General features: G+C 72.5%; 16 protein-coding genes and 1 riboswitch. Of the genes, 9 read left to right on the top strand and 7 right to left on the bottom strand.

Annotated elements, in window-relative coordinates:
* Positions 1-86: 86 nt before the first annotated feature.
* Positions 87-1,448, bottom strand: a complete 1,362-nt coding sequence (locus ACFQQI_RS12360) for an MFS transporter (RefSeq protein ID WP_378563282.1) — start codon at positions 1,446-1,448, stop codon at positions 87-89.
* Positions 1,449-1,571: 123 nt separating this feature from the next.
* On the opposite strand from ACFQQI_RS12360, the gene pepN reads away from it, so the two are divergent.
* The gene (gene pepN / locus ACFQQI_RS12355) at positions 1,572-4,019 is read left to right on the top strand and encodes an aminopeptidase N (RefSeq protein ID WP_378563277.1); all 2,448 of its coding nucleotides are present in this window, start codon (positions 1,572-1,574) and stop codon (positions 4,017-4,019) included.
* 57 nt (positions 4,020-4,076) lie between these two features.
* Here the strand turns inward: pepN and ACFQQI_RS12350 are convergent, their stop codons facing one another.
* Positions 4,077-6,275: an MMPL family transporter gene (locus tag ACFQQI_RS12350; RefSeq protein ID WP_378563272.1), complete on the bottom strand. Its 2,199-nt coding sequence runs from the start codon at positions 6,273-6,275 to the stop codon at positions 4,077-4,079.
* Between the two features lie 283 nt (positions 6,276-6,558).
* Here ACFQQI_RS12350 and ACFQQI_RS12345 point away from each other — a divergent pair, with 283 nt between their 5' ends.
* The 8 genes from ACFQQI_RS12345 to ACFQQI_RS12310 all read left to right on the top strand — a co-directional run bounded on the left by ACFQQI_RS12345 (position 6,559) and on the right by ACFQQI_RS12310 (position 16,552).
* Positions 6,559-7,740, top strand: a complete 1,182-nt coding sequence (locus tag ACFQQI_RS12345) for an exonuclease SbcCD subunit D (protein WP_378563269.1) — start codon at positions 6,559-6,561, stop codon at positions 7,738-7,740.
* Positions 7,741-7,897: 157 nt separating this feature from the next.
* A complete protein-coding gene (locus tag ACFQQI_RS12340; RefSeq protein WP_378563266.1) occupies positions 7,898-10,546 on the top strand; it encodes an AAA family ATPase in 2,649 nt (882 codons plus the stop codon).
* Between the two features lie 26 nt (positions 10,547-10,572).
* Positions 10,573-11,334 carry a class I SAM-dependent methyltransferase gene (locus ACFQQI_RS12335; protein WP_378563263.1) on the top strand — a complete coding sequence of 254 codons (762 nt, stop codon included), beginning with the start codon at positions 10,573-10,575 and terminating at the stop codon, positions 11,332-11,334.
* A gap of 53 nt (positions 11,335-11,387) precedes the next feature.
* Entirely contained in the window at positions 11,388-12,908 is a 1,521-nt protein-coding gene (locus ACFQQI_RS12330; RefSeq protein ID WP_378563260.1) for a TldD/PmbA family protein, read from the top strand.
* Positions 12,908-14,296, top strand: coding sequence for a metallopeptidase TldD-related protein (locus ACFQQI_RS12325; protein ID WP_378563257.1), 1,389 nt, complete (start codon positions 12,908-12,910; stop codon positions 14,294-14,296). Before ACFQQI_RS12330 ends, ACFQQI_RS12325 begins: the two co-directional genes overlap by 1 nt.
* An 85-nt stretch (positions 14,297-14,381) precedes the next feature.
* The gene (locus tag ACFQQI_RS12320) at positions 14,382-14,921 is read left to right on the top strand and encodes a hypothetical protein (protein ID WP_378563255.1); all 540 of its coding nucleotides are present in this window, start codon (positions 14,382-14,384) and stop codon (positions 14,919-14,921) included.
* 75 nt (positions 14,922-14,996) lie between these two features.
* Positions 14,997-15,752: a hypothetical protein gene (locus ACFQQI_RS12315; protein ID WP_378563252.1), complete on the top strand. Its 756-nt coding sequence runs from the start codon at positions 14,997-14,999 to the stop codon at positions 15,750-15,752.
* A 38-nt stretch (positions 15,753-15,790) separates the two neighbouring features.
* Positions 15,791-16,552: an Ig-like domain-containing protein gene (locus ACFQQI_RS12310; protein WP_378563249.1), complete on the top strand. Its 762-nt coding sequence runs from the start codon at positions 15,791-15,793 to the stop codon at positions 16,550-16,552.
* A 3-nt stretch (positions 16,553-16,555) separates the two neighbouring features.
* Here ACFQQI_RS12310 and ACFQQI_RS12305 read toward each other — a convergent pair whose 3' ends face one another.
* The 5 genes from ACFQQI_RS12305 to ACFQQI_RS12285 all read right to left on the bottom strand — a co-directional run bounded on the left by ACFQQI_RS12305 (position 16,556) and on the right by ACFQQI_RS12285 (position 23,179).
* Positions 16,556-17,890, bottom strand: coding sequence for a serine hydrolase domain-containing protein (locus tag ACFQQI_RS12305; RefSeq protein WP_378563246.1), 1,335 nt, complete (start codon positions 17,888-17,890; stop codon positions 16,556-16,558).
* Entirely contained in the window at positions 17,887-20,757 is a 2,871-nt protein-coding gene (gcvP, locus tag ACFQQI_RS12300; RefSeq protein ID WP_378563243.1) for an aminomethyl-transferring glycine dehydrogenase, read from the bottom strand. Before gcvP ends, ACFQQI_RS12305 begins: the two co-directional genes overlap by 4 nt.
* Before the next feature lie 92 nt (positions 20,758-20,849).
* Positions 20,850-20,960: riboswitch (glycine riboswitch) on the bottom strand.
* Between the two features lie 96 nt (positions 20,961-21,056).
* Complete coding sequence (locus ACFQQI_RS12295) at positions 21,057-21,650, bottom strand: MerR family transcriptional regulator (RefSeq protein WP_378563240.1); 594 nt, start codon at positions 21,648-21,650, stop codon at positions 21,057-21,059.
* 184 nt (positions 21,651-21,834) lie between these two features.
* The gene (locus ACFQQI_RS12290) at positions 21,835-22,266 is read right to left on the bottom strand and encodes a bifunctional nuclease family protein (protein ID WP_378563237.1); all 432 of its coding nucleotides are present in this window, start codon (positions 22,264-22,266) and stop codon (positions 21,835-21,837) included.
* A gap of 172 nt (positions 22,267-22,438) precedes the next feature.
* On the bottom strand, positions 22,439-23,179 hold the full coding sequence (locus ACFQQI_RS12285) for a MerR family transcriptional regulator (RefSeq protein WP_378563234.1): 741 nt from the start codon (positions 23,177-23,179) through the stop codon (positions 22,439-22,441).
* Positions 23,180-23,181 lie beyond the last annotated feature (2 nt).

Below are 23,181 nucleotides of genomic sequence, written 5' to 3'. Positions count from 1 at the left end.
GGCTCAGCTCGGCAGTGCCCCGATAGGCCCGGGGTGCAGACAAGAGACCTACTCCTGTCTGCCCCCAACGTCCACCAGTGAGCAGGTCAGCGGAGCGGCCCACCCGTCGGACCGGTCACCGGCGTCTCGGGGTCGATGAGGGACGGCGGCCCCGTCGCGACGCCCTCATCGGGCTCGGGTGCGGAGGCGCGCGCGTCGGCGAGCACGTCCGACGGGACGTGCTGCTCGAGGAAGCGCCGCGCCAGCGTGGTCGACGGGTGGATGGCGATCGTCGCCAGCACGATGATGCCGGCGATCACCAGCCAGCCGGCGGCGCCCCAGTTCATCGCGAGGAAGGTGAAGACCGCCGGCGCCCAGACCCGGCCGAGCGTGCTGGAGAACTCCGCTGCGCCCTGGTAGGCGCCACGCTGGCGCGGATCCATAAGCTCCGCCTCGAACGCCCAGCTCGCCGCCGAGAGGTAGAGCTCGGCACCCGTCACCGTGACGTGCCCCAGCCAGACCAGCGCGATCGTCGTCCAGCCGACGGTGTCGTGCGTGGCGAGCGTGATCAGGCAGGAGACGACGAAGAACGTCGACGAGATCCGGACCGCCTTGAGCGCGGTCGGCACGTCCTCGACGCCGCGCGCCGCCGCCATCGGCAGGAAGATGCACATCACCGTGTTGGTGCCGAAGAGGAACGCCAGCAGCACGTGCGGTGCGTCGGTCTCCTCCACCAGCCACAGCGGGATCACGATGTTCAGGAGCACCTGGTTGGTCCAGAAGACGCCGCCGAAGAACGTCGTGAGCAGCCACCCCGGGTTGCGCAGCGGCCCCGGCCCGGGGACCTTGACCTTGCGCTCCTCGGGCGTGCGCTCGTCGTGCGACGCTCGCGGCAGCCTGCTGATGGCCGTGGCGTTGACCAGGAAGATCGCCGCGGTGAACCACGGCACCGCGCGGAGCAGGTCGTCGGCGTCGAAGGCCAGCGCGATGCCACCGACCAGCGCACCCAGCGTGAAGCCGACGTTGAGCGCGGAGTACATGTAGGCGCGCGACCTGACGCGCTCGTCGGCCGGCAGCACGTCGATCGTGTACGCACCGTGCGCGGCGCCACCGAGCGCCCCGATGACCTCCATGCCGATCGCCATGAGGAGGTAGCCCTGGAAGTCGGTGATGAACGGCCAGACCGAGAACATCGCGGCCTGGCCGAGCGCGCTCACCGCCCACATCCGCTTCGGCCCGTACCGGTCGACGAGCTTGCCCATCGGCAGCGCCGCCAGGAACGCCGCGACCCCCGCCAGCGTCAGGCCCAGACCCACCTGGGCGGCCGACAGCCCGACGATCTGCGTGAAGAACACCGCCGACCCGGTCATGAACGTGCCCTCGCCGAGGGCGAACAGCAGGGACTGGACCGAGAGCCGGCCGGCAAGCGGTGACGGCGGGCGCGCGTAGCGCAGGAGGGCGGCGAACATCAGGGAAGATCCTCCCGCTCCCCCGCGCCCGGTGTCGTGCGAATTTCGGACGCGTGCGGCAGCGGAGGGACACGGTCCGTGTCCCTCCGGCGGGTGTTCCGACCCCGACGTAGGGTGACCGGCGTGAGCAGCCCCTACCAGAGCCTCCAGCACGCGGAGGCCATCGCGCGACGTGAGCTCCTCGACGTGGAGGAGTACGACGTCCGCCTCGACCTCGCCGGCGACGAGAAGACCTTCGGGTCGGTCACGACGATCCTGTTCACCAGCCGCGGCGGAGCGACGTTCCTCGACCTCAAGCCGGTGCGCGTCAACGAGATCCGCCTCAACGGCGCGGCTCTCGACGTCGACCTGCTCGAGCGGGGCCGCCTGCCGCTGGAGACCGCGGCGGGCCTCAACGAGCTCGTCGTCGACGCCGTGATGCCGTTCCGCAACGACGGCGAGGGGCTGCACCGCAGCGTCGATCCGGCGGACGGGAAGTCCTACGTCTACGGGATGATGTTCATGGACGCCGCGCCGTCGGTGTTCGCGTGCTTCGACCAGCCCGACCTCAAGGCGCCGTACACGCTGCACGTCCGGGCGCCGGAGGAGTGGACGGTCGTCGCCAACGCGCCCGGCACCAACCCGGAGCCGGGCGTGTGGGAGTTCGAGCGCAGCCAGCCGCTGTCGACGTACTTCGTGACCGTCGTGGCCGGGCCGTACCACGTGATCCGCGACGAGCACGACGGCATCCCGCTCGGCCTGTCGGCGCGGGCGAGCATCGCGGACGCGCTCGACGCGGACGCCGACGAGCTCTTCACGATGACCAGGCAGTGCTTCGACGAGTTCCACCGGCTCTTCGGCATCCGCTACCCGTTCGGCAACTACCACCAGGCGTTCGTGCCGGAGTTCAACGCCGGCGCGATGGAGAACCCGGGCTGCGTGACCTTCCGCGACCCGCTCGTCTTCACCAGCCGGGTGACCCGCGGCATGCGCATCCAGCGCGCGACGACGGTCGCCCACGAGATGGCGCACCAGTGGTTCGGCAACATCGTCACGCCGAAGTGGTGGGACGACCTCTGGCTCAACGAGTCGTTCGCCGAGTACATGGGCAACCGCGTCACCGCCGACGTCACCGAGTACGACGACGCGTGGGTCGACAACGCCTACGCCCGCCGCCAGTGGGGCCTGTACGCCGACCTGCGGCCGAGCACGCACCCGGTCGCCGGCAACGGTGCGCTCGACGCGAGCGCGGCGCTGCAGGACTTCGACGGCATCTCCTACGCGAAGGGCTCGAGCATCCTCAAGCAGCTCGCGGCGTCGCTGGGCGACGACGTCTTCTTCGCCGGCGCGATCGACCACTTCACCCGGCACCGCTTCGGCAACGCGACCATGCACGACCTCTTCGAGTCGTGGGAGCGCGCCGGCGCCAGCGACCTCTCGTCGTTCACGTCGAACTGGCTGCGCACGGCCGGACCGGACACGATCCTGCTCGACCGGGGCGCCGGCGTGGTCCGGCGTACTCCCCCGGCGGGTCGCCCCGCCGACCGCTCCCACACGTTCCGGGTCGCGGTCGCGACCGACGGCAAGTGGAGCACCCGGTCACTCACGATCGAGGGCCCGGAGACGCCTTTCCCCGTCGAGGGCGACGCCGTCGTGCTCGATCCCTACGAGGACACCTGGGCCGTGCTCCAGCCCGATCCCGCCACGGTCGAGCGGTTGACGGACCTGCTGCCGGACGTCGAGGACGAAGGCCTGCGCGCCGGCATCTGGAACAACGTGCGCAGCGCGTTCCACGAGGCCGCACTGTCGCCGGCCGCGGTGGTCGACCTGGTCGTTGCCAGCCCGCCCGTCGAGTCCACCGAGGACTCCCGGCGTCGCATCGGCTCCTGGTTGCTCACCGACGTGCTGCCGCTCGCCCCCGCCGGCTCGCTCCAGCGCGTGCACGCTGCCGCGCTCGAGAAGGTCGGGACCACGGTCTCCGGCTCCGAGCACCAGCTCTCGGCGCTGCGGATGGCGATCTCCACGGCCACCGACCCGGGTCTGCTGCGGTCCTGGCTCGGCGGGACCCCGGCCGGCGTCGACCTCGACGTCGACGTGCGCTGGCGGCTGCTGGTGCGCCTCGCCGCCCTGGGCGAGACCGACGCCGAGGAGCTGCGCGCCGCGCTCGACGCCGAGCCGACCGCCGTCTCCCGCGTGGAGCACATGAAGGCGCTGGCGTCCCTGCCGACCGCGGAGGCGAAGGCGCATGCCTGGTCGGTGTTCACCGGCGCGCTCGACGTACCCAACTACGAGCTCGAGGCCGCGGGCCTCGGCATGTGGCGGGGTGGCCGGGAGGACCTGCTCGCGCCGTACGTCGACCGCTACTTCGACGAGCTCCCCGGCACGGTGGCCGTGCGGAGCGGGTGGGTGCTGGCCGACGCGACCGAGTTCTTCTTCCCGGTGACGTCGCTGTCGCCAGCCACGCTCGACCGCGCCCAGGCGCTCGCCGCGGACGAGTCGCTCGACCTGTCCGTGCGCCGTCGCCTCGGCGACTGCGCCGACGACCTGGCCCGCAAGCTGGCGACCGCCCGGGCGTTCCCCGCCGCTGGGTGACGCGCGACAGAGGGGCCCGGGTGGATCGCGTCCACCCGGGCCCCTCTCATCGCTGGGTCAGGCCGGCACCAGCTCCTTCCGCTCGTCCTCGTCGCCCTGCGCGATCTCGTCGTCGCCCTCGTGCTCGGCGCCTTCGAGGTCGATCGCCGGGAGTCGCCGGTCGAGCCACGCCGGGAGCCACCACGCGCGGTGCCCGAGCAGGCTCATCGCCGCCGGGACCAGCACCATCCGGATCAGGGTGACGTCCAGCAGGACGGCGACCGCGAGGCCGACACCGAACAGCTTGGCGACCGGGTCGGGCATCAGGATGAACGCCGCGAAGACGCTGATCATGATCAGGCCGGCGCTGGTGATCACCCGGGCCGTCGAGCCGATGCCGTTGACGACGGCGCGCTGCGGGTCGCGGTGCTTCAGGTACTGCTCACGGATCCGGCTGACGAGGAACACCTCGTAGTCCATGGACAGCCCGAACAGGATGGCGAACATCAGCATCGGCGCGAGCGGCATGATCGGCATCTGCTCGTGCACCCCGATCAGGCCGGCGCCCCAGCCCCACTGGAAGATCGCGACGACCACGCCGTACGCCGCGCTGACTCCGAGCACGTTCAGCACGGCTGCCTTGAGCGGCACCAGCACCGATCGGAACACGACCGTCAGGATGATGAACGAGAGCCCGATCACGGCGCCGAGGAACCACGGCATCCGCTCCTGCAGCCGGGTCGACACGTCATCCGTCAGGGCCGTCGCACCCGTCACCGACGCCGTGGCGTCGCTGTCGGCCATCGCCTCCGGGAGCACGTCCGCGCGGATCCGGTCGAGCAGCTCCGACGTCTCCGCGTCCTGCGGTGCCGTCGTCGGCGTCACGGTGATGACCGCGAGGTCCTGCGACTCGTTGAACACCGCCGGGTCGACCGAGGCCACGCCCCTGGTGTTGCCCAGGGCGTTCGCGACGTCAGCAGCTGCCTGCTGGGTCCCGGCGCCCTCCTCGGACTCGATCACCACGGAGAGCGGACCGTTCGTGCCGTCGCCGTACTTGTCGGCGATCAGGTCGTAGGCCTCACGCGTCGTGGAGCCCGGGGCGTCGTTGCCGGCGTCGGCGAAGCCGAGCCGCATCCCGAGCATCGGCAGCGCCAGGGCGCCGAGGATGAACGTCGCGGCCAGGCCGTAGCGGACCGGCTTCGCGGCCACCCGTGCCGACCACCGGGTCGACAGCGAGTTCGGGTCGTAGGCGGGCCGCTGCTTGAGGAACGGGATCCGCGCACTGTTGACCTTGCGACCGACCAGGCCCAGCAGCGCCGGGAGCAGCGTGATCGCCGCGGCCATCGAGACCGCCACCATGATCGCCGAGGCCCAGCCCATCGTGGACATCATCGGGATGCCGGAGACCTGAAGACCGGCGATGGCCACCATCACGGTGAAGCCGGCGAACAGCACCGACAGGCCCGCGGTGGCGTTGGCGCGACCGACCGCGACCGGGACGGGCATGCCCGTGTCCAGGTTCTGCCGATGCCGGGCCAGGATGAACAGCGCGTAGTCGATGCCGACGCCCAGCCCGAGCATCATGCCGACGATGTTGGCGATCTCGGGCACCGGAGCGAATCCGGAGAGGACGCCGATGGTGCTGCTGCCGATCAGGATGGCCAGCAGGGCGACGACGATCGGCAGGCTCATCGCGACGAGCGAGCCGAACGCGACGGCCAGGACCACGACGGCGACGATGACCCCGATGAGCTCGGAGTTCGCGCCGCCCTCCGTGTTGGCGTAGCCGAGACCGCCGTCGTACTCGACCTGGATGCCGGCGTCGCGGGCGGCCTCGACGGCCTCCTCGGCAGCGTCGAAGTCCGTGGCCTCGATCTTCTCCTCCGAGAAGGCGACCGTCGCGAAGGCGGTCGTGCCGTCCTCGCTCAGGGTCGGCCCGCGGGGGTCGTAGGGGCTGGCCACCGCGGTGACGTGAGGTCCGTCGGCCAGCTCGGCGACGGTCTCCTCGACGGCCTTCTTCAGCTCGGGCGTGGTGAGGCCCTCCTCGGCGTGGAAGATCACGTTGGAGGTGTAGAGGGTCTCCTGCGGGAAGCGGTCCTGGATGGCGTCCGCTGCCCGTTGCGACTCTGCGCCCGGAAGTCGGAAGCTCTCGTCGGGCTGACCGCCGAGGGCTCCGTTCAGGGCGACGGCGACGACCGCGAGCAGCACCCACGACGCGAGGACGCGCCAGGGGTGAGCGGCCGCGGAGTGACCGATTCGGTAAAGAACTCGGGACATTGATCTGTGCCTTTCGAAGGTGTGGTGTGGCGCCGAGCTCCCTGGTGGAACCGGACCCTTCGAAGTTAGGAATCCCGGCGCCCTCGCCACATGGCGCAGTCCGTACGGCCGGACCGGATGACCGCATGGCTCGCGGGGCTGTCCCCGGGGGCTGCCACCGCCGCTCGAGGGTGGGGCTGGCCACACCCCGGCAGGGGGGTTGGCCGACCCGACCACCGGAGCGGAACGGCACCCATCGGCGTGGGTCCGCGGCAGTGTCGGCGCCGCCTCCTAGCGTTGCGGTGTGCGCATCCTCCACACCTCCGACTGGCACCTCGGGCGGTCCTTCCACCGCGAGGGCATGCTGGAGCACCAGGCTGCGTACGTCGACCACCTCCTCGACGTGGTCGACCGGGAGCGGGTCGACCTGGTCGTCGTCGCCGGAGACGTCTACGACCGCGCGCTCCCCCACGTCGACGCGGTCCGGCTCGCCGACGAGGCGCTCGCCCGCCTGGCCGCCAGCCGCGCGCGGGTCGTGCTGACCAGCGGCAACCACGACTCGGCGCAGCGGCTCGGGTTCAGCTCGCGGCTGATCGACGCGGCGGGGGTCTTCATCCGCACCGACGCGGCCACGGTCGGCACGCCGGTGCTGCTCGACGACGAGCACGGCCAGGTGGCCGTCTACGGCATCCCCTACCTCGACCCCGACGCGGTCCGGGAGCCGTGGCAGCTGCCGGCGCGCTCCCACGAGGCCGCCCTCGACGAGGCGATGCGGCGGATCCGCGCCGACCGGGGCACGCGCGGCAGGGCGACGCGGTCCGTCGTCCTCGCCCATGCGTTCGTCGCGGGCGCCCAGCCCAGCGACTCCGAGCGCGACATCAGCGTCGGCGGGGTGTCGCTGGTGCCGACGACGACATTCCGCGGTGTCGACTACACCGCGCTCGGCCACCTCCACGGCCGACACACGCTGACCGACACCGTCCGCTACTCCGGCTCGCCGCTCGCCTACTCCTTCTCCGAGGCCGACCAGCTGAAGGGCTCGTGGCTCGTCGAGCTCGGCGCGGGTGGCGTGGAGAGCGCCGAGTTCGTCGAGGCGCCGGTCCCCCGTCGCCTCGCGAGGATCCGGGGCACGGTCGACGACCTGCTCCAGGACCCGCGGCTGCGGAAGCACGAGGACGCCTGGGTCCAGGCGACGCTCACCGACCCGACACGCCCGCTCCAGGCGATGGAGAGGCTGCGCGCCCGCTTCCCGCACACGCTGGTCATCGCGTTCGAGCCGGCCGGCGCGGCAGCCCACTCCGTGCCCGTCGCGCGCCCGCAGGGCCGCTCCGATCACGAGATCGCGCTCGACTTCGTCGCCGAGCTGCGCGGGGCGCCGGCCACCGACGAGGAGTCCGCGCTGCTCCAGGCCGCCACCGAGGCCTGCTGTGACGACCCCGAGGTCGACGTACTCGTCTCCAGCGCGGTCGGCGAGGGGCTCTGGTGACCCTGGATCCGCCGATGGCCGCCGTCGCGAGCGTCACCAGCCGGGTGCGATGGCAAGGCGTCCGTCGCGAAGGCATACCGGCGTCTGTCGAGCGGCGGCAACGCAGCCAGCGTGCCCGTATGGTGGCGCGCAGCAGGCGGAGAGCGGTGGATCCAGGGTGAGGCTGCATCGGCTGCGGGCGACCGCGTTCGGGCCGTTCGCGGGCACGATCGACGTCGACTTCGACCAGCTGTCGACGGCTGGTCTCTTCCTGCTCTCCGGCCCGACGGGCGCCGGCAAGACCAGCGTGCTCGACGCGGTCTGTTTCGCGCTGTACGGCGACGTGCCCGGCGACCGCAACGCCGCGAAGCGGCTCCGTTCCGACCTCGCAGCGCCGGGCGCCCGCCCCGAGGTCAAGCTCGAGGCGACGCTCTCGGGCCGCCGGTTCCGCATCACCCGGTCGCCGGCGTGGGAGCGCCCCAAGAAGCGCGGCGACGGCATGACCACCGAGCAGGCATCGGTCGCGATCGCCGAGCGCGTGCACGGCGCCTGGGTCACCCAGTCGACCCGCCTCGACGAGACCGGGCACTTGGTGTCGCGGCTGCTCGGCATGAACGTCGCCCAGTTCACCCAGGTCGCGATGCTCCCGCAGGGCAGGTTCCAGGCGTTCCTGCGGGCACGGTCCGAGGAGCGCCACCGGCTGCTCCAGCAGCTCTTCCGCACCGGCCGGTTCGAGGACGTCGAGAAGTGGCTGCGCGACCGTCGGCTCGACCTCCGCCGGCGCGCCGAGTCGGCTCGCGAGACGGTCGCCGACCTCGTCAGCCGGGTCAGCGAGACCACGGGCACGCAACCGCCCGACGACGGACCACCCGAGGTCTGGGCGCGCACGCTCCTCGACACCGCCGGCGAGCGCTGTGCCGAGACCGCCTCCGCTGCCGCAGCAGCCGCCGAGACCGAGGAGCGGACGCGGGCCACGCTCGACGAGGCCCGCGGCCTCCACACGCGACGAGCCCGGGTCGACGCCGCAGCGGCGGAGCTGCGCCGGCTCGAGGCGGCGGCCGACGACCACGCGGAGGCGGTTCGCCGCCTCGACGACGCGCGCCGGGCCGCCGGCGTCGCCGCGCTCCACCAGGTCGCCGTGCGCGCCCGGCGCAGCCGGTCGGCGGCCCGCACCTCCGTCGAGCGACTGCCCGTCGCCGACCGCGACACGCTCGAGGTTGCGCTCCGCGAGGCCGTCGACGGCGCCGCGCGCGCCCGGGCCCTGCAGCCCCGGGTGGAGCGGCTGGCCCTGGTCCGCAAGGAGCGCGCCGCGCTCGACGCCCGCCGCGTGCAGCTGACCACGGCCGCGCAGCGTGCGCTCAACGACGCCCGGGAGCGCGTCACGGCGCTGAGCGCGCAGGTCGACGCGGCCCGCACCGCCCACGGCGCCGCCCGCGAGTCCACCCTGCAGGCTCGCACCCGCGCGCTCGACGTCCGCGAGGCCCGCCTGTCCGGGATGGCCGCCGAGATGGCGGGTGCGCTCGCGGTGGGTGCCTCCTGCCCGGTCTGTGGGTCGTGCGACCACCCTCACAAGGCGCCGGCGGCCGACGGCGCGCCCGACGAGGTCGCCGAGCGCACCGCCCTGAAGGCCGCCGACGACGCCGCGGCCACCGAGCACCTGCGCGACGTCGAGCTGCGCACGCTCGAGGCCCAGCTCGCGACCGCGGTCGAGCAGGTCGACGTCGTGCCCTCGGCCATCGCGACCGAGACCGGTTCGGTCGAGGCCTCCCTCGCCGCGCTCGAGGCCGAGGAGACGGGGCTGGTGGCCGAGCTCGCCGACCACGACGAGAGCCAGCTCGGCCGGTGCGCCGAGCACGAGCGGACCGCCCGGTCCGGCATCAAGGCCATGGACGTGCTCGACGCCGCCGATGCCGCCGTCGCCGAGGCGGAGCAGGCGGTCACCGCGGCCGCCGTCGCGGCCGGGTTCGCCGGGCCCGACGACGCGCTGTCGGCTGCCCTCGACCAGCGGGAGTACGACGACCTCGCCCGACGTGCCGCCGACCACGACCGACGACTGGCCGCGGTCGCGGCCGTGCTCGCCGAGCCCGGGGCCGAGGAGGTCGCCCACGCCGAGCTCCCCGACCTCCCGGTGCTCACCGACGCCCACCAGCTGGCGCTCCGCCACCTCGGCGAGGCCCGGGCGCAGGAGAGCGCATGGACGACCCGGGCCCAACGGCTCGGACACCTCGTCACCGACCTCGAGCGCGCCGTTGCCGCCTGGCGTCCGTTGAGCGAGGAGCTCGACGTGCTGACGCGGCTGTCGGCGTTCGTGGAGGGCAAGTCGGCCGACAACCGGCTGCAGATGCGGCTCTCGGCCTACGTCCTGGCCTACCGGCTCGCCCAGGTCGTCGCCGCCGCCAACGAGCGGCTCGACCGGATGAGCGACCGCCGCTACACCCTCGAGCACACCGGCCGGCGCGGCGCCGGCGAGACCAGGGGTGGCCTCAGCCTGGTCGTGCGGGACGACTGGTCCGGCGAGGCGCGCGACCCGGCGACCCTGTCCGGAGGCGAGACGTTCGTGGTCTCCCTCGCGCTCGCCCTCGGCCTCGCCGACGTGGTCACCCAGGAGGTGGGCGGTGCCGACCTCGACACGCTCTTCGTCGACGAGGGCTTCGGCGCCCTCGACGCCGACACCCTCGACGACGTCATGGACACCCTCGACTCGCTGCGCGACGGCGGCCGCGTCGTCGGCGTCGTCAGCCACGTCGCCGAGATGCGCGACCGGATCCCCACCCAGCTCCTCGTCAGCAAGTCGCGGGGTGGGTCGACGGTCGACATCTCCCGCTGACCGGTGCATCGCAGTACCTTCACCCCATGGCCTTCGAGGTGGCTGCCGACGCCTACGACCGCTACATGGGCCGCTACTCCGCCCCGCTGTCGGTCGAGCTGCTCCATGCCCTCGGCCCCCACCCCGGTGAGCGCGCCCTCGACGTCGGCTGCGGGCCCGGTGTGCTGACCGCCCAGCTCGTCGACCTCCTCGGTGCCGAGCAGGTGGCCGCCCTCGACCCGTCCCCGCCGTTCGTCGAGGCCACCCGGGTCCGGCTGCCCGGCGTCGACGTCCGGCTGGCCTCGGCCGAGGAGCTCCCCTTCGACGACGACCGCTTCGACCTCGTGCTCGCCCAGCTGGTCGTGCCCTTCCTCCGCGCGCCGGACAGGGGTGTCCACGAGATGGCCCGGGTGGCGCGCCCCGGGGCGGTCGTCGCAGCCACCGCGTGGAACAACGCCGAGGCCGGCGGCAGCCCGCTGTCGCCGTTCTGGGCCGCCGCCCACGACGTCGACCCGGGGGCGCACGACGAGTCCACCCTCGTCGGCGTCGGCGACGGCGAGCTGGTGCGCATCCTGCGCAGCGCCGGGCTCGACGACGTACGCCAGCTGCGGCTCACGGTGTCCGTCGCCCATCCGACCTTCGAGGACTGGTGGGAGCCCTACACGTTCGGGGTCGGCCCGGCCGGTGACTACGTCGCCGGTCTCGACGACGAGCAGCGCGGCCGGCTCGAGCGGCGCGCCCGCGAGCGGCTCGGCGACGGCCCGTTCCACGTCTCCGGCTCCGCCTGGTGCGCCGTAGGACGCGCCTGACGGCGGGCGGCGCCCGGCCGAATCGGCTGGACAGGGTCCGATAGGTTCGCCGCATGGGCGACCGCGAGCTGGATCCGACGTTCACCGCACTCCCCCACCGCAGCCTCGGCGATGCTGCCCTCGGCCGGGTTGCCGAGCTCGGCGCCACCCACGCGGACTTCCGGTTCGAGCGGGTGCGCTACCAGGAGCTCGCCGTCCGCGACGGAGCGCTCCAGGGCTCGAGCGACACCGAGGACCTCGGCTTCGCGGTCCGGGTCGTGCACGGCGGCGCGTGGGGCTTCGCCTCCGGGGTCGTGCTGACGACCGACGAGGCGGTCCGGGTCGCCGAGACGGCCGTCGCCGTGGCACGTGTCGCGGCCGAGATGACCGGCCGGCCCGTGGAGCTCGCGCCGGAGCCGGTGTACGACGACGTCACGTGGGTCTCGGCGTACGACGTGGATCCCTTCGGCGTGCCCGTCGCCGAGAAGGCGGCGCTGCTCGTCGACTGGACCGACCGGCTGCGCACCGGCACCGCCGTCGACCACGCCTCCGCCCACCTGCTCCAGGTGCACGAGTGCAAGTACTACGCCGACCTCGCCGGCACCCGCACCACCCAGCAGCGCATCCGGCTGCACCCCGGCTTCGAGGCGATGGGCGCCGGCGCGGACACCTTCGACTCGATGGCCAGCATCGCGCCGCCGGTGGGCCGCGGCTGGGAGTACCTCACCGGCGGCGAGCACAGCTGGGACTGGGACTCCGAGCTCGACGAGGTCCCGGAGCTGCTCGCCGAGAAGCTCAAGGCGCCGAGCGTCGAGGCCGGCACCTACGACCTGGTCATCCACCCGTCGAACCTCTGGCTCACCATCCACGAGTCGATCGGCCACGCCACCGAGCTCGACCGGGCCCTCGGCTACGAGGCCAACTACGCCGGCACGTCGTTCGCGACGCCCGACAAGCTCGGCATGCTCCAGTACGGCAGCCCGGTCATGAACGTCACCGGCGACCGCACCGTCGAGCACGGCCTCGCCACGATCGGGTACGACGACGAGGGCGTGGCCACGCAGAGCTGGGACATCGTCAAGGACGGCGTCTTCGCCGGCTACCAGCTCGACCGGGCAATGGGCCTGATGCATACGGAGCTCAACGGTGGCCGCTCCAACGGGTGTGCGTACGCCGACTCCCCCGGCCACATCCCCATCCAGCGGATGGCCAACGTGTCCCTGCAGCCTGCTGCCAGCGGTCCGTCGACGGAGGAGCTGATCGGCCGCGTCGAGCGCGGGCTCTACGTCGTCGGCGACAAGTCCTGGTCGATCGACATGCAACGCTTCAACTTCCAGTTCACGGGGCAGCGCTTCTACCGGATCACCGACGGCGAGCTGGTCGGCCAGGTCCGCGACGCGGCGTACCAGGCCACCACGACCGACTTCTGGAACTCGCTCGAGGCGGTGGGCGGACCGGATACGTGGGCGCTCGGCGGCGCGTTCAACTGCGGCAAGGCCCAACCCGGGCAGGTCGCGTCGGTCAGCCACGGCTGTCCCACGTCGCTCTTCCGCGACGTCCGGATCCTCAACACCCTGACCGAGGCGGGCCAGTGATGACGATCTCCCCCCAGTCCTTCGTCGAGCACGCGCTGGCGACCACGTCTGCCGACGACTGCATCGCGATCGTCCGCGACAAGACCAGCGCCAACCTCCGCTGGGCCAACAACACCCTGACGACGAACGGCGTGATGCACGGCGTCGACGTCACCGTGATCTCGTTCGTGCGCAGCGCCGGGGGCGTCGCCGCGGGCTCGGTCACCGGCACCGCCACCGACCTGCCCGGGGTCGCCGCGCTCGTGGAGGCCGCCGACCGCGCAGCCCGCTCGTCCCTCCCTGCGGAGGACGCCGCGGACCTCGTCGCCGACGCCACCTCGGCCGACTGGGACGAAGCGCCCGTGCCGACCGGCATCCACGTCTACGACACGCTAGCGCCCGCCCTGGGCGAGGCGTTCGGTCGCGCCGGCGCCGAGGGCCGGGTCCTCTACGGGTTCGTCAACCACGAGATGACCACGACGTACCTCGGCTCGACGACCGGCCTCCGCCTGCGCCACGTGCAGCCCACCGGCCACTACGGCTGTACCGGCAAGCCAGCCGACCTGTCGACGAGTGCCTGGGTCGGCGGCGCCACCCGCGACTTCACCGACGTCGACCCGCTCGCCTTCGACGCCGAGCTGGCCCGCCGCCTCGGCTGGGCAGCACGCAAGGTCGACCTGCCCGCCGGACGCTACGACACGATCCTGCCGCCGAGCGCGGTCGCCGACCTGATGATCGACGCCTACTGGTACGCCGGTGCGCGCGTCGCCCACGAGGGCCAGTCGGTCTACAGCCGCCGCGGCGGCGGCACCCGCGTCGGCGAGCAGATCGCCTCGCCCGGCGTGCACCTCTTCTCCGACCCGGCCCACGCCCCGATCCAGTGCGCGCCGTTCGCGGTCGCGGCGCAGTCCGGCAACGTGTCGTCGGTCTTCGACAACGGCCTCCCGCTGGGCCGCACCGACTGGATCCGCGACGGCGTCCTCACCTCGCTGATCCAGACCCGGCACTCCGCCGGGATGACGGACCTCCCGGTCACGCCCGGCATCGACAACCTCGTGCTCTCGGTCGACAGCGGCTCCGGCACCGAGGCCGACCTGGTCGCCGGCACCGAGCGCGGCCTGCTGCTGACCTGCCTCTGGTACATCCGTGAGGTCGACCCGCAGTCCCTGCTGCTCACCGGACTGACCCGCGACGGCGTCTACCTGATCGAGGGCGGCGAGATCACCGGCGTCGTCAACAACTTCCGGTTCAACGACAGCCCGGTCGACCTGCTGCGCCGCTTCACCCACGCGTCGGAGACGGTGCCGTCCTTCAGCCGCGAGTGGGGCGACGACTACTTCTCCCGTACGGCGACCCCGGCGCTGCGCGTGCCGGACTTCAACATGTCGAGCGTGTCGCAGGCGCAGTAGGAGATTCTCCGAGGTCGCATGCAACCGGGCCGCGCGCCCGGGCGTATCCCGTGTGAACCGACCACCACACGGAAAGCGAAACGTCATGCGAACCCAGCTCGTCACGGGCGCTCTGGCCGTCGTCGCGACCTCTGCCCTCGTCGGGCTGGGGGCGTCGACCGCCGGTGCGCAGACTCCCGACCCGTCCGCCGCCGGCACCACCCACGAGGTCGGCACGGTCATCGAGTGCGCCGGCTTCGCCGGCAAGGTCCCGGTCCGGGTCAACTTCTACGAGAACGAGACCTACGGCAACACCCTCGAGGTGCTCGTGCACGACGGCACCAGGCGCGAGGCAGGGCGCACCGTCGAGACGAAGAAGCCCTTCGTCGTCGGCGAGGACGTGCTCGCCAGGACCCGGGTCGCCGGCAAGAAGATCCGGTTCCACGGGACCACCGAGCCCACCGGCAAGGTCAAGCGCATCCGCGACGTCCGCGACGACGGCGGCCTGCACATCGTCGCCAGGGGCACCCACACGATCCTCGACCCGAAGATCGTCGCGACGTACGCCGGCACTGCCGGGAAGCTCACCTGTGACAACGCCTTCCACTTCAACCTCGAGGTGACGAAGACGCCCGTCGACAACTGAGCGAACTCGCGTACGCCGAGGGCGCTGGTGACCTAGGGTCTCCGAGACCACGTTGCTTCTCGGATCGGAGCCCCCTTGCGCACCAGCGCCCTCGTTCGTGTCGCCGGCCTCGGCGCCGCCGTCGCCGGCCTCACCCTGGCGACCGTGGGACCCGCCGCCGCGGACGGCACCACGCCGCTGCCGGTGGCCGTTCCCGACACGATCAGCCTGTACCCCGGGCAGCTCACCCAGCTCAACGTGCTCGCGAACGACGTCTCGCCGACCGGGGACACGCTCGCCGTGTGCAAGTTCCCCGACACGGACCTGGACTCACCCAAGATGCCGCCTGCCATTGCGATGGAGATTTCGAGCCTCCTCGGCGGCAAGGAGGGTGATGTCCTGGTCGGGCTCGGCCGCGCCTCGACCCATGTCTTCGACTACTACATCTGCGACGACACGCACCTGGTGCCGGCCCAGCTGACGGTCCAGCGCCACCCCGTCTCCCCCGTCCACGTCCGGAAGGTCGCCGGCAAGCCGGGCAGGATCCGCGTCGCGAACACCAACGATGCTCCGATCACCTTCGTGTTCGGCCATCCTGCTGCCGGCCGCAAGGACGGTCGAATTCGTGTGCCTGCGGGCGCCACCCGCACCGTCGCTGTGCGCCGCCCGACGATTGCGTGGACTGCCGAGATCGGCAGCAGCAAGGGCGAGTTCAGCACCCCTGGCACCGCCGACCACGGCCGGGTGCGCGGCATCCAGGTCAGGGGCGAGCCGCTGCCGAAGCCGAGGGACGTCCTCACCACCACCCTCGGCCCCTCGGGCGACCTCGAGCCAGCCCATCGGGGCGCCTGACCCCTTCCGCCTTCCCACATCCTCGGAGCGGAGCTCCCTTGCGCACCCTCGCCCGCCTGTCCTTTGGCCTCGGCGCCGCCCTGTTGGGCACCTCTCTGCTGTCCGCGGGAGCGGCCACCGCTGCCGAGCCGGCGCCGCCGGTCGTCGTCGCCGACACCGTGACGCTCTGGCCCGGACAGATGACGGACATCGACGTCCTCGCCAACGACACGTCACCGTCGGGTGACGACCTCGCGCTGTGCCGGTTCCCCGAGCCGGACTTCTTCGCCGGGGGTCCCCTGCCGAGCGTCATCGTGTCCCACGACAGCGCCGAGGTCCTCGCGGACGGTGCCACCGGCCCCGGGTCCGTCGTCGTCAGCGCGATGCCACGGGCGCGCGGCACCCATGTCGTCGACTACTACGTGTGCGACCACACCCGTCTGGTTCCCGCCACGCTCACCGTCGTCGTCCGGGACGTGCAGCCCGTGGACGTCGCCAAGGTCCGTGGCAAGAAGGGACGGCTGAAGGTCACCAACCACAACGACCGCCCCATCCGGCTCTGGTACGGCCACCCGCAGGCCTTCAAGGAAGACGGCCGGGTGAAGGTCCCCGCGGGTGCCACGCGCACGGTCGAGGTGCAGCGGCACCGGATCGCCTGGATGGCGGTGATCGGGCAGGGCGCGGGCAAGAAGTCGATCCTCTCGTCGCCAGGGATCGCCGACCACGGCGTCGTGAGGGACATCAGGCTCAAGGGCGAGCCGCTGCCGAGGCCGAAGGGCGCCGACTCCGCCGTCAGCGAGCCCGGCCGCTGGCTCGCCTGACCCTCAGCCCGGATGGCCTCCGGGGATGGGGGCCTCCGGGTCGTAGGGCTCGCGCGTGTAGATGAACGTCGCGACGTCGAGGTGGCCGACGCTGCCGTCGGCACGGCGTACGACGTGCATCTCCTCGCCCGCGTGGTAGCCGGACAGCCCGACCACCCGGCCGTCGACGACGGCGAAGCGGTAGAGCTCCTGGCCGGCACGGCGCGCGACCAGCTCGGCGCCCTCCATCGCGAAGACGATCGCGGTGTTGCCCCAGTGCCACACGCCGGGCACCCCGGCGAGCTCGGCCCGCACCGGCGGCGAGGGCGTCCACGCGAGCGCGATCGTCGGCTCACAGTGCTCGAGCTCGTCGAGGAGCTCGGTGACGATCGCCGCCGGCGAGTAGCCGGTCGTGGCGTTGGCGAGCACGACGCCACCGACGCGGCGGCCGCGGTCGACCAGGCAGGCGGCCAGGAACCCCGGCATCGAGCCGGTGTGGCCGGCCAGCGTGCCGGAGCCTCCGGGGAAGAGCTGGAACCCGAGCCCGTGGCCGTAGCGCAGCCCGTCCTTCGGGTTGCCCGACTGCGGCCCGAACGCCCGCGCCAGCTCGTCGGCCGACAGCACGTCGGGGTGTCCGTCGAGGAGGAACGACGCGTACCGCGCCAGGTCGGTGACCGTCGCCCACACCTGGCCCGCGGGCGCCATCGCCCCGGTGTCGGTCGCGGGCTCGGCGACGAGCGTCGACTCGTAGGGGTGCACCGACCAGCCCTGCGCGGCCGCGCCGTCGGGCAGGTACGACGTGCGCGACATGCCCAGCGGCGCCAGCACCCGCTCGCGGACGGCCTCCCACCACGTCGTGCCGTGGACCCGGGCGACGACCTCGCCGAGCAGCGCGTAGCCGAGGTTGGAGTAGTGGAACTCCTGGTAGGCCGGGAACACCGCGCCCGTGCCGTCATTGGCGGCCGTCAGCTCGTCCCAGGACAGCCCGGCTGAGCGCTCCCACCAGGAGCCGGCCGGCTCCGACTGCATGCCCGAGCTGTGCGCGAGCAGGGTGCGGAGCGACCGGTCGGCGTACCCGACGTCGCCGAGCACCGACGAGGCCGGCGCGTCGAGGTCGACCCGTCCCTCCCGCGCGGCCCGGAGCACCAGGACCGCGACCAGGGTCTTCGTGATCGACCCGATCCGGTACTGCACGTCCAGCGGGTCGTGACCGGGCACGGCCGGCCCGCCGTACGCGTCGAACCAGACGGGCTCGCCGTCGCGCACGAGGCCGGCGACCACCGACGGCAGCCGACCCGTGCTCTGGGCGTGGGCGAGCCGGGCGCGCAACCGCCGGGCGGTGTGGTCGGAGACCGTCACTCCGCGAAAGCTTCGAGCGGCGGGCAGGCGCAGACCAGGTTGCGGTCGCCGTAGGCCTGGTCGATGCGGGCGACCGGCGGCCAGTACTTGTCGGGGTCGATGCCGGTCGGGAACACCGCCTCCTCGCGGGTGTAGGCCCGCTTCCACTTGCCCACCAGAGCGCGGGAGGTGTGCGGGGCGCCGCGCAGCGGCGAGCTCTCCGGGGTCCACTCCCCCGACGCGACTCGGTCGATCTCGCCGCGGATCGCGATCATCGCGTCGATGAAGCGGTCGATCTCGCCGAGGTCCTCGGACTCGGTCGGCTCGACCATCAGCGTGCCGGCGACCGGGAACGACATCGTCGGCGCGTGGAAGCCGTAGTCGATGAGCCGCTTGGCGACGTCGTCGACGGTCACGCCGGTCTCCTTGGTGAGGCCGCGCAGGTCGAGGATGCACTCGTGGGCGACCAGCCCGCCGTGGCCCCGGTAGAGCACCGGGTAGTGCTCGCCCAGCCGGGCCGCGATGTAGTTCGCCGAGAGCACCGCCGCCGCGGTCGCCCGGGTCAGGCCCGCGGCGCCCATCAGCCGGATGTAGGCCCACGAGATCGGGAGGATGCCGGCCGAGCCGTACGGCGCGGCGCTGATCGGCCCGATGCCCTCCCGCTTTGCGGCCTCGGGGTGCATCGCGTGGGAGGGCAGGTACGGCGCGAGGTGCGCGCGCACCGCGACCGGACCGACGCCCGGACCGCCGCCGCCGTGCGGGATGCAGAACGTCTTGTGCAGGTTGAGGTGCGAGACGTCGCCGCCGAACTCGCCCGGCTTCGCGAACCCCAGCAGGGCGTTGAGGTTGGCGCCGTCGACGTACACCTGCCCGCCGTGGGTGTGCACGATGTCGCACAGCTTGGTGATCGTGTCCTCGTAGGCCCCGTGGGTCGACGGGTAGGTCACCATGATCGCCGCGAGGTCGTCGGCGTGCTTCTCGCACTGGGCGCGCAGGTCGTCGAGGTCGACCTCGCCGTGGTCGCCCGACTTCACGACCACGACCTTCATGCCCGCCATCACGGCGGACGCGGCGTTGGTGCCGTGGGCGGAGCTCGGGATCAGGCAGACGTCGCGGTGCCCGTTGCCGTTGGCGTGGTGGTAGCCGCGGATGGCGAGCAGGCCGGCGAGCTCGCCCTGCGAGCCGGCGTTGGGCTGGATCGAGACGTGGTCGTAGCCGGTGACCTCGGCCAGCCAGCCCTCGAGCTCGGAGACGAGCTGCCGGTAGCCGGCGGCGTCCTCGGCGGGCGCGAACGGGTGCAGGTCGGCGAAGCCCGGCAGCGACACCGGCTCCATCTCCGTGGTGGCGTTGAGCTTCATCGTGCACGAGCCGAGCGGGATCATGCCGCGGTCGAGCGCGTAGTCACGTGCCGACAGCTTCCGCAGGTAGCGCAGCATCGCGGTCTCGCTGTGGTGGGCGGTGAAGACCTCGTGGGTGAGGTACGCCGTGGTGCGCTGCAGCGGCGCCGGCAGCGCGTCGGGCGTCACCGCGTCGACGGCGTCGAGGTCGGTGCCGGAGACGCCGAACGCCTTGAGCACGCTGGAGATCGTGGACCGCGTGGTCAGCTCGGAGGTGCTGATGCCGACGTGGTCGGCGTCGACCAGCCGCAGCTGGAGACCCAGGCCTCGGGCGGAGGCGACCACGTCCTGCGCCCGGCCGGCGACCGGGATCACGACCGTGTCGAAGAACTGGCGGTGCAGCGGCGGGAGGCCCGCGTCGGCGAGCGCGGCGGCGAGCACCGCGGCGTACCGGTGCGTGCGCCGTGCGATCGACCGCAGGCCCTCGGGGCCGTGGTAGACGGCGTACATCGACGCCACCACGGCCAGCAGCACCTGCGCGGTGCAGATGTTGGAGGTCGCCTTGTCGCGGCGGATGTGCTGCTCGCGGGTCTGCAGGGCGAGGCGGTACGCCGGGCGGCCCTCCGCGTCGACGGAGACGCCGACCAGCCGGCCCGGCAGGTGGCGCTCCAGCCCGGCGCCGACGGCCATGTAGCCGGCGTGCGGGCCGCCGTAGAAGAGCGGGACGCCGAAGCGCTGGCTCGACCCGACGACGACATCGGCGCCCAGCGCGCCGGGGGCCTCCAGCAGGGTCAGCGCGAGCAGGTCGGCGGCGACGACGGCGAGCGCGTCGCGGTCGTGGGCCTGGGCGATCACCCGCTGCGGGTCGAGGACGCGGCCGGACGCCCCGGGATACTGCACGAGCACGCCGCACAGCTCCCCCTCGGGCAGACCGTCGGCGAGGTCGGCGACGACCACCTCGATGCCCATCGCCTCGGCGCGCGTGCGGACGACGTCGATCGTCTGCGGCAGCGCGTCGGCGTCGACGACGAACGGGCCGCTCGCCTTGCGGTTGGCCCGCCGGACCAGCGTCATCGCCTCGGCGGCCGCGGTGCCCTCGTCGAGCAGCGACGCGTTGGCGGTCGGCAGCCCCGTCAGGTCACCGACCACGGTCTGGAAGTTGAGCAGCGCCTCGAGTCGTCCCTGGGAGATCTCGGGCTGGTACGGCGTGTACGCGGTGTACCAGCTCGGGTCCTCGAGCACGTTGCGGCGTACGACAGGCGGCGTGATCGTGGCGTGGTAGCCCAGCCCGATCATCGCCTCGCCGGGGCGGTTGGAGTGGGCGATCGCGCGCAGCTCGCGAGCGGTGGCCTCCTCGCTCAGCGGCCGGGGCAGCTCGAGGGTCTCGGCCACGCGGATCGCGCCGGGGACGGCGGCGTCCATCAGGGCGTCGAGGGAGTCGATGCCGAGGCGCTTGAGCATCGTCGCGACGTCGGCGTCGCGGAGCCCGATGTGGCGCTCGACGAACGGCAGCGCGCCGTCCAGCTCGGTCAGGGTGGGACGGTCCGGCAACGGGGGCTCCTCGGCGTCGACTCAGTGCGGTCGTTCGGGTGCCTCCCCCTCTGTCACCACGTCCGGTCTCGCCGAGGTGGCTCCAGAGTTGCCTGGTCCGCACGGTCCTGGGCGCCTGAGAGGTTCCGGGGAGGGATTGCCCCTTCGGCGCTCCGTCCGGCCGGCATCAGCCAGTCTGACGAAGACTCTCCCGTGCGGGATTGTCAGCGCGGCCCAATCTACCCGGGTCAGGGTACGAAAACGACTTCGGCCCGCCGCCGTGAGGCAACGGGCCGGTCGAGTCGGTGGGTGTCGGCGGGTCAGCCGGTCTTGCGTGCCGCCCGGCGAGCGGCGAGCTCGTCGCCCGGGGTCGGCTCGGCCTCCGCGTCGGCGGTGCGCTCGGAGGGCAGCTCGGCGAGCGTGCCCTCGATCTCCTGCCAGACGCCGCCGATGGCGATGCCGAAGACGCCCTGGCCGCCTTGGAGCAGGTCGATGATCTCGTCGTTGCTGGTGCACTCGTAGACCGAGACGCCGTCGCTCATCAGCGTGACGCGGGTCAGGTCGTTGGTGCCGCGCTCGCGCAGGTGCTGCACGGCCGTGCGGATCTGCTGCAGCGAGATGCCTGCGTCGAGCAGCCGCTTGACGACCTTGAGCAGCAGGATGTCCTGGAACGAGTAGAGCCGCTGCGACCCCGAACCCTTGGCGCCGCGCACCGTCGGCTCGATCAGGCCGGTGCGGGCCCAGTAGTCGAGCTGCCGGTAGGTGATGCCGGCGGCGTTGCACGCGGTCGGACCGCGGTAGCCGGTGTCACTGGGCAGCGGGGAGACGTCGTCGGTGAAGAGCAGTCCCTGCTCCTCCGCCGCCTGGGCAGCCAGCGACGCCTCGGCGTCGCGCTGCTGCTCGTTCTCGTTCACACGGTCCTCCGTGGGGCTACTCCGTTGACCGTAACTCCTTCGGGGAAGGTGCCGATCCTCCCGCGAGCGGGTGTCACAGCAATGGAGTTACAACAGAGACAGTTCAAGGTAGGCCGCCCCGGTCGACCCGTCAAAGACGTCGGCGGCGTGTCGCAACCCTCAACCTCAGGCTGAGGGTTATCCCTCAGTGCGCGTCGAAGTCCTCGGGCGTGACGTGGTCGAGGAACTCGCGGAACTTCTCGACCTCGTCCTCCTGCTCGGCGGGTACGGCGAGGCCGGCCTCGTCGAGCACCTCCTCCGCGCACACGATGCGGGTGCCGGTGCGCAACGCGAGCGCGATCGAGTCCGAGGGACGGGCGCTCACCTCCGTGCCGGAGCCGAAGACCAGGGTGGCGAAGAAGACGCCGTCCTTGACCTCGGTGATCTGGACCTCCGCCAGCTCGTTGCCGGTCGCCTCGAGCACGTCCTTCAGCAGGTCGTGCGTGAGCGGACGCGGCGGCACGACGCCCTGCTGGGCGAACGCGATCGCGGTGGCCTCGACCGCGCCGATCCAGATGGGCAGGTAGCGGTCGCCCGCCACCTCGCGCAGCAGCACGATCGGCTGGTTCGAGGGCATCTCGACCCTGACTCCCAAGACATCCACTTCGCGCACGCGTTCACCCTACTCCGGGTCCGGTGGCGGTCCAGTACCCCGACTTCCCGGGTACTTCCGGCACTTCCCGGGCGTTGCTATGCCCGGTAGGCGACGGCATCCCCGGCGGACCGGGGATCCAGCCCCGCCGGCGCCGTCAGGAGCTGCGCAGTCCGGCCTTGACCAGCGTGGCGTGGAGGCGGACGGAGAGCGCGGCGATCTCGCTGACGGTCTCCTCGGCGCGCGCCTTCGCGGCGGTGTCGCGGCCGCGCTTGTGGGGGGCGACGACCTGCTCGACGAGGCCGACCTCGCGGTCGGCGGCGGTCTTGAAGGCCCGCAGGTGGCGCGGCTCGAAGCCGAAGTCGGCGAGCTCGCGCGCGGTCTGCGCGATCACGAGCGCGTCGGTGTCGTAGTGGCCGGTGCGCGAGGGCGCGACCAGGCCGAACTGCTCGAGCTCGCCGAGCAGCTCCTCGGAGATCCCGGCGATCTTGACCAGCTCGCGGCGCGAGAGTCGCACGTGGTCCTGGCGGCGGAACGACTCCGCGCTCGGCAGCCCGTCGGCGGCGAGCGCGACCTTCGGGACGGTGGGTACGACGGGCTCGATCGGCGGCGGCTCGAGGCCCCGGTCGATCGCGTCGAGGTGCTCGCCGATCACCCGCAGCGGCAGGTAGTGATCGCGCTGCATCCGCAGCACGTAGCGGAGCCGCTCGACGTCGTCGTGCGAGAACTTCCGGTAGCCCGCCGGCGTGCGCTCGGGCTTGATCAGCCCCTTGTCCTCGAGGAACCGGATCTTGGGGATGGTGATGCCAGGGAAGTCCGGTCGGAGCCGGTCGAGCACCTCCCCGATGTTCATCCGCGCCCGGGGAGAGGAGGCCGCACCCGAGGCAGAGCCCGTCATGC

Source organism: Nocardioides sp. GCM10030259 (genome assembly GCF_042666375.1).
Taxonomy (GTDB): Bacteria; Actinomycetota; Actinomycetes; order Propionibacteriales; family Nocardioidaceae; genus Nocardioides.
Note: the sequence above shows the minus strand (reverse complement) of the source record. Positions and strands in the feature narration are given on the sequence as shown.

Bases quoted from the DNA above. Each gene is read 5' to 3' on its own strand.
- ACFQQI_RS12360 (WP_378563282.1), bottom strand. From the start codon at position 1,448: ATGTTCGCCGCCCTCCTGCGCTACGCGCGCCCGCCGTCACCGCTTGCC.
- ACFQQI_RS12350 (WP_378563272.1), bottom strand. From the start codon at position 6,275: ATGTCCCGAGTTCTTTACCGAATCGGTCACTCCGCGGCCGCTCACCCC.
- ACFQQI_RS12335 (WP_378563263.1), top strand. From the start codon at position 10,573: ATGGCCTTCGAGGTGGCTGCCGACGCCTACGACCGCTACATGGGCCGC.
- ACFQQI_RS12330 (WP_378563260.1), top strand. From the start codon at position 11,388: ATGGGCGACCGCGAGCTGGATCCGACGTTCACCGCACTCCCCCACCGC.
- ACFQQI_RS12325 (WP_378563257.1), top strand. From the start codon at position 12,908: ATGACGATCTCCCCCCAGTCCTTCGTCGAGCACGCGCTGGCGACCACG.
- ACFQQI_RS12320 (WP_378563255.1), top strand. From the start codon at position 14,382: ATGCGAACCCAGCTCGTCACGGGCGCTCTGGCCGTCGTCGCGACCTCT.
- ACFQQI_RS12290 (WP_378563237.1), bottom strand. From the start codon at position 22,266: ATGCCCTCGAACCAGCCGATCGTGCTGCTGCGCGAGGTGGCGGGCGAC.
- ACFQQI_RS12285 (WP_378563234.1), bottom strand. From the start codon at position 23,179: ATGACGGGCTCTGCCTCGGGTGCGGCCTCCTCTCCCCGGGCGCGGATG.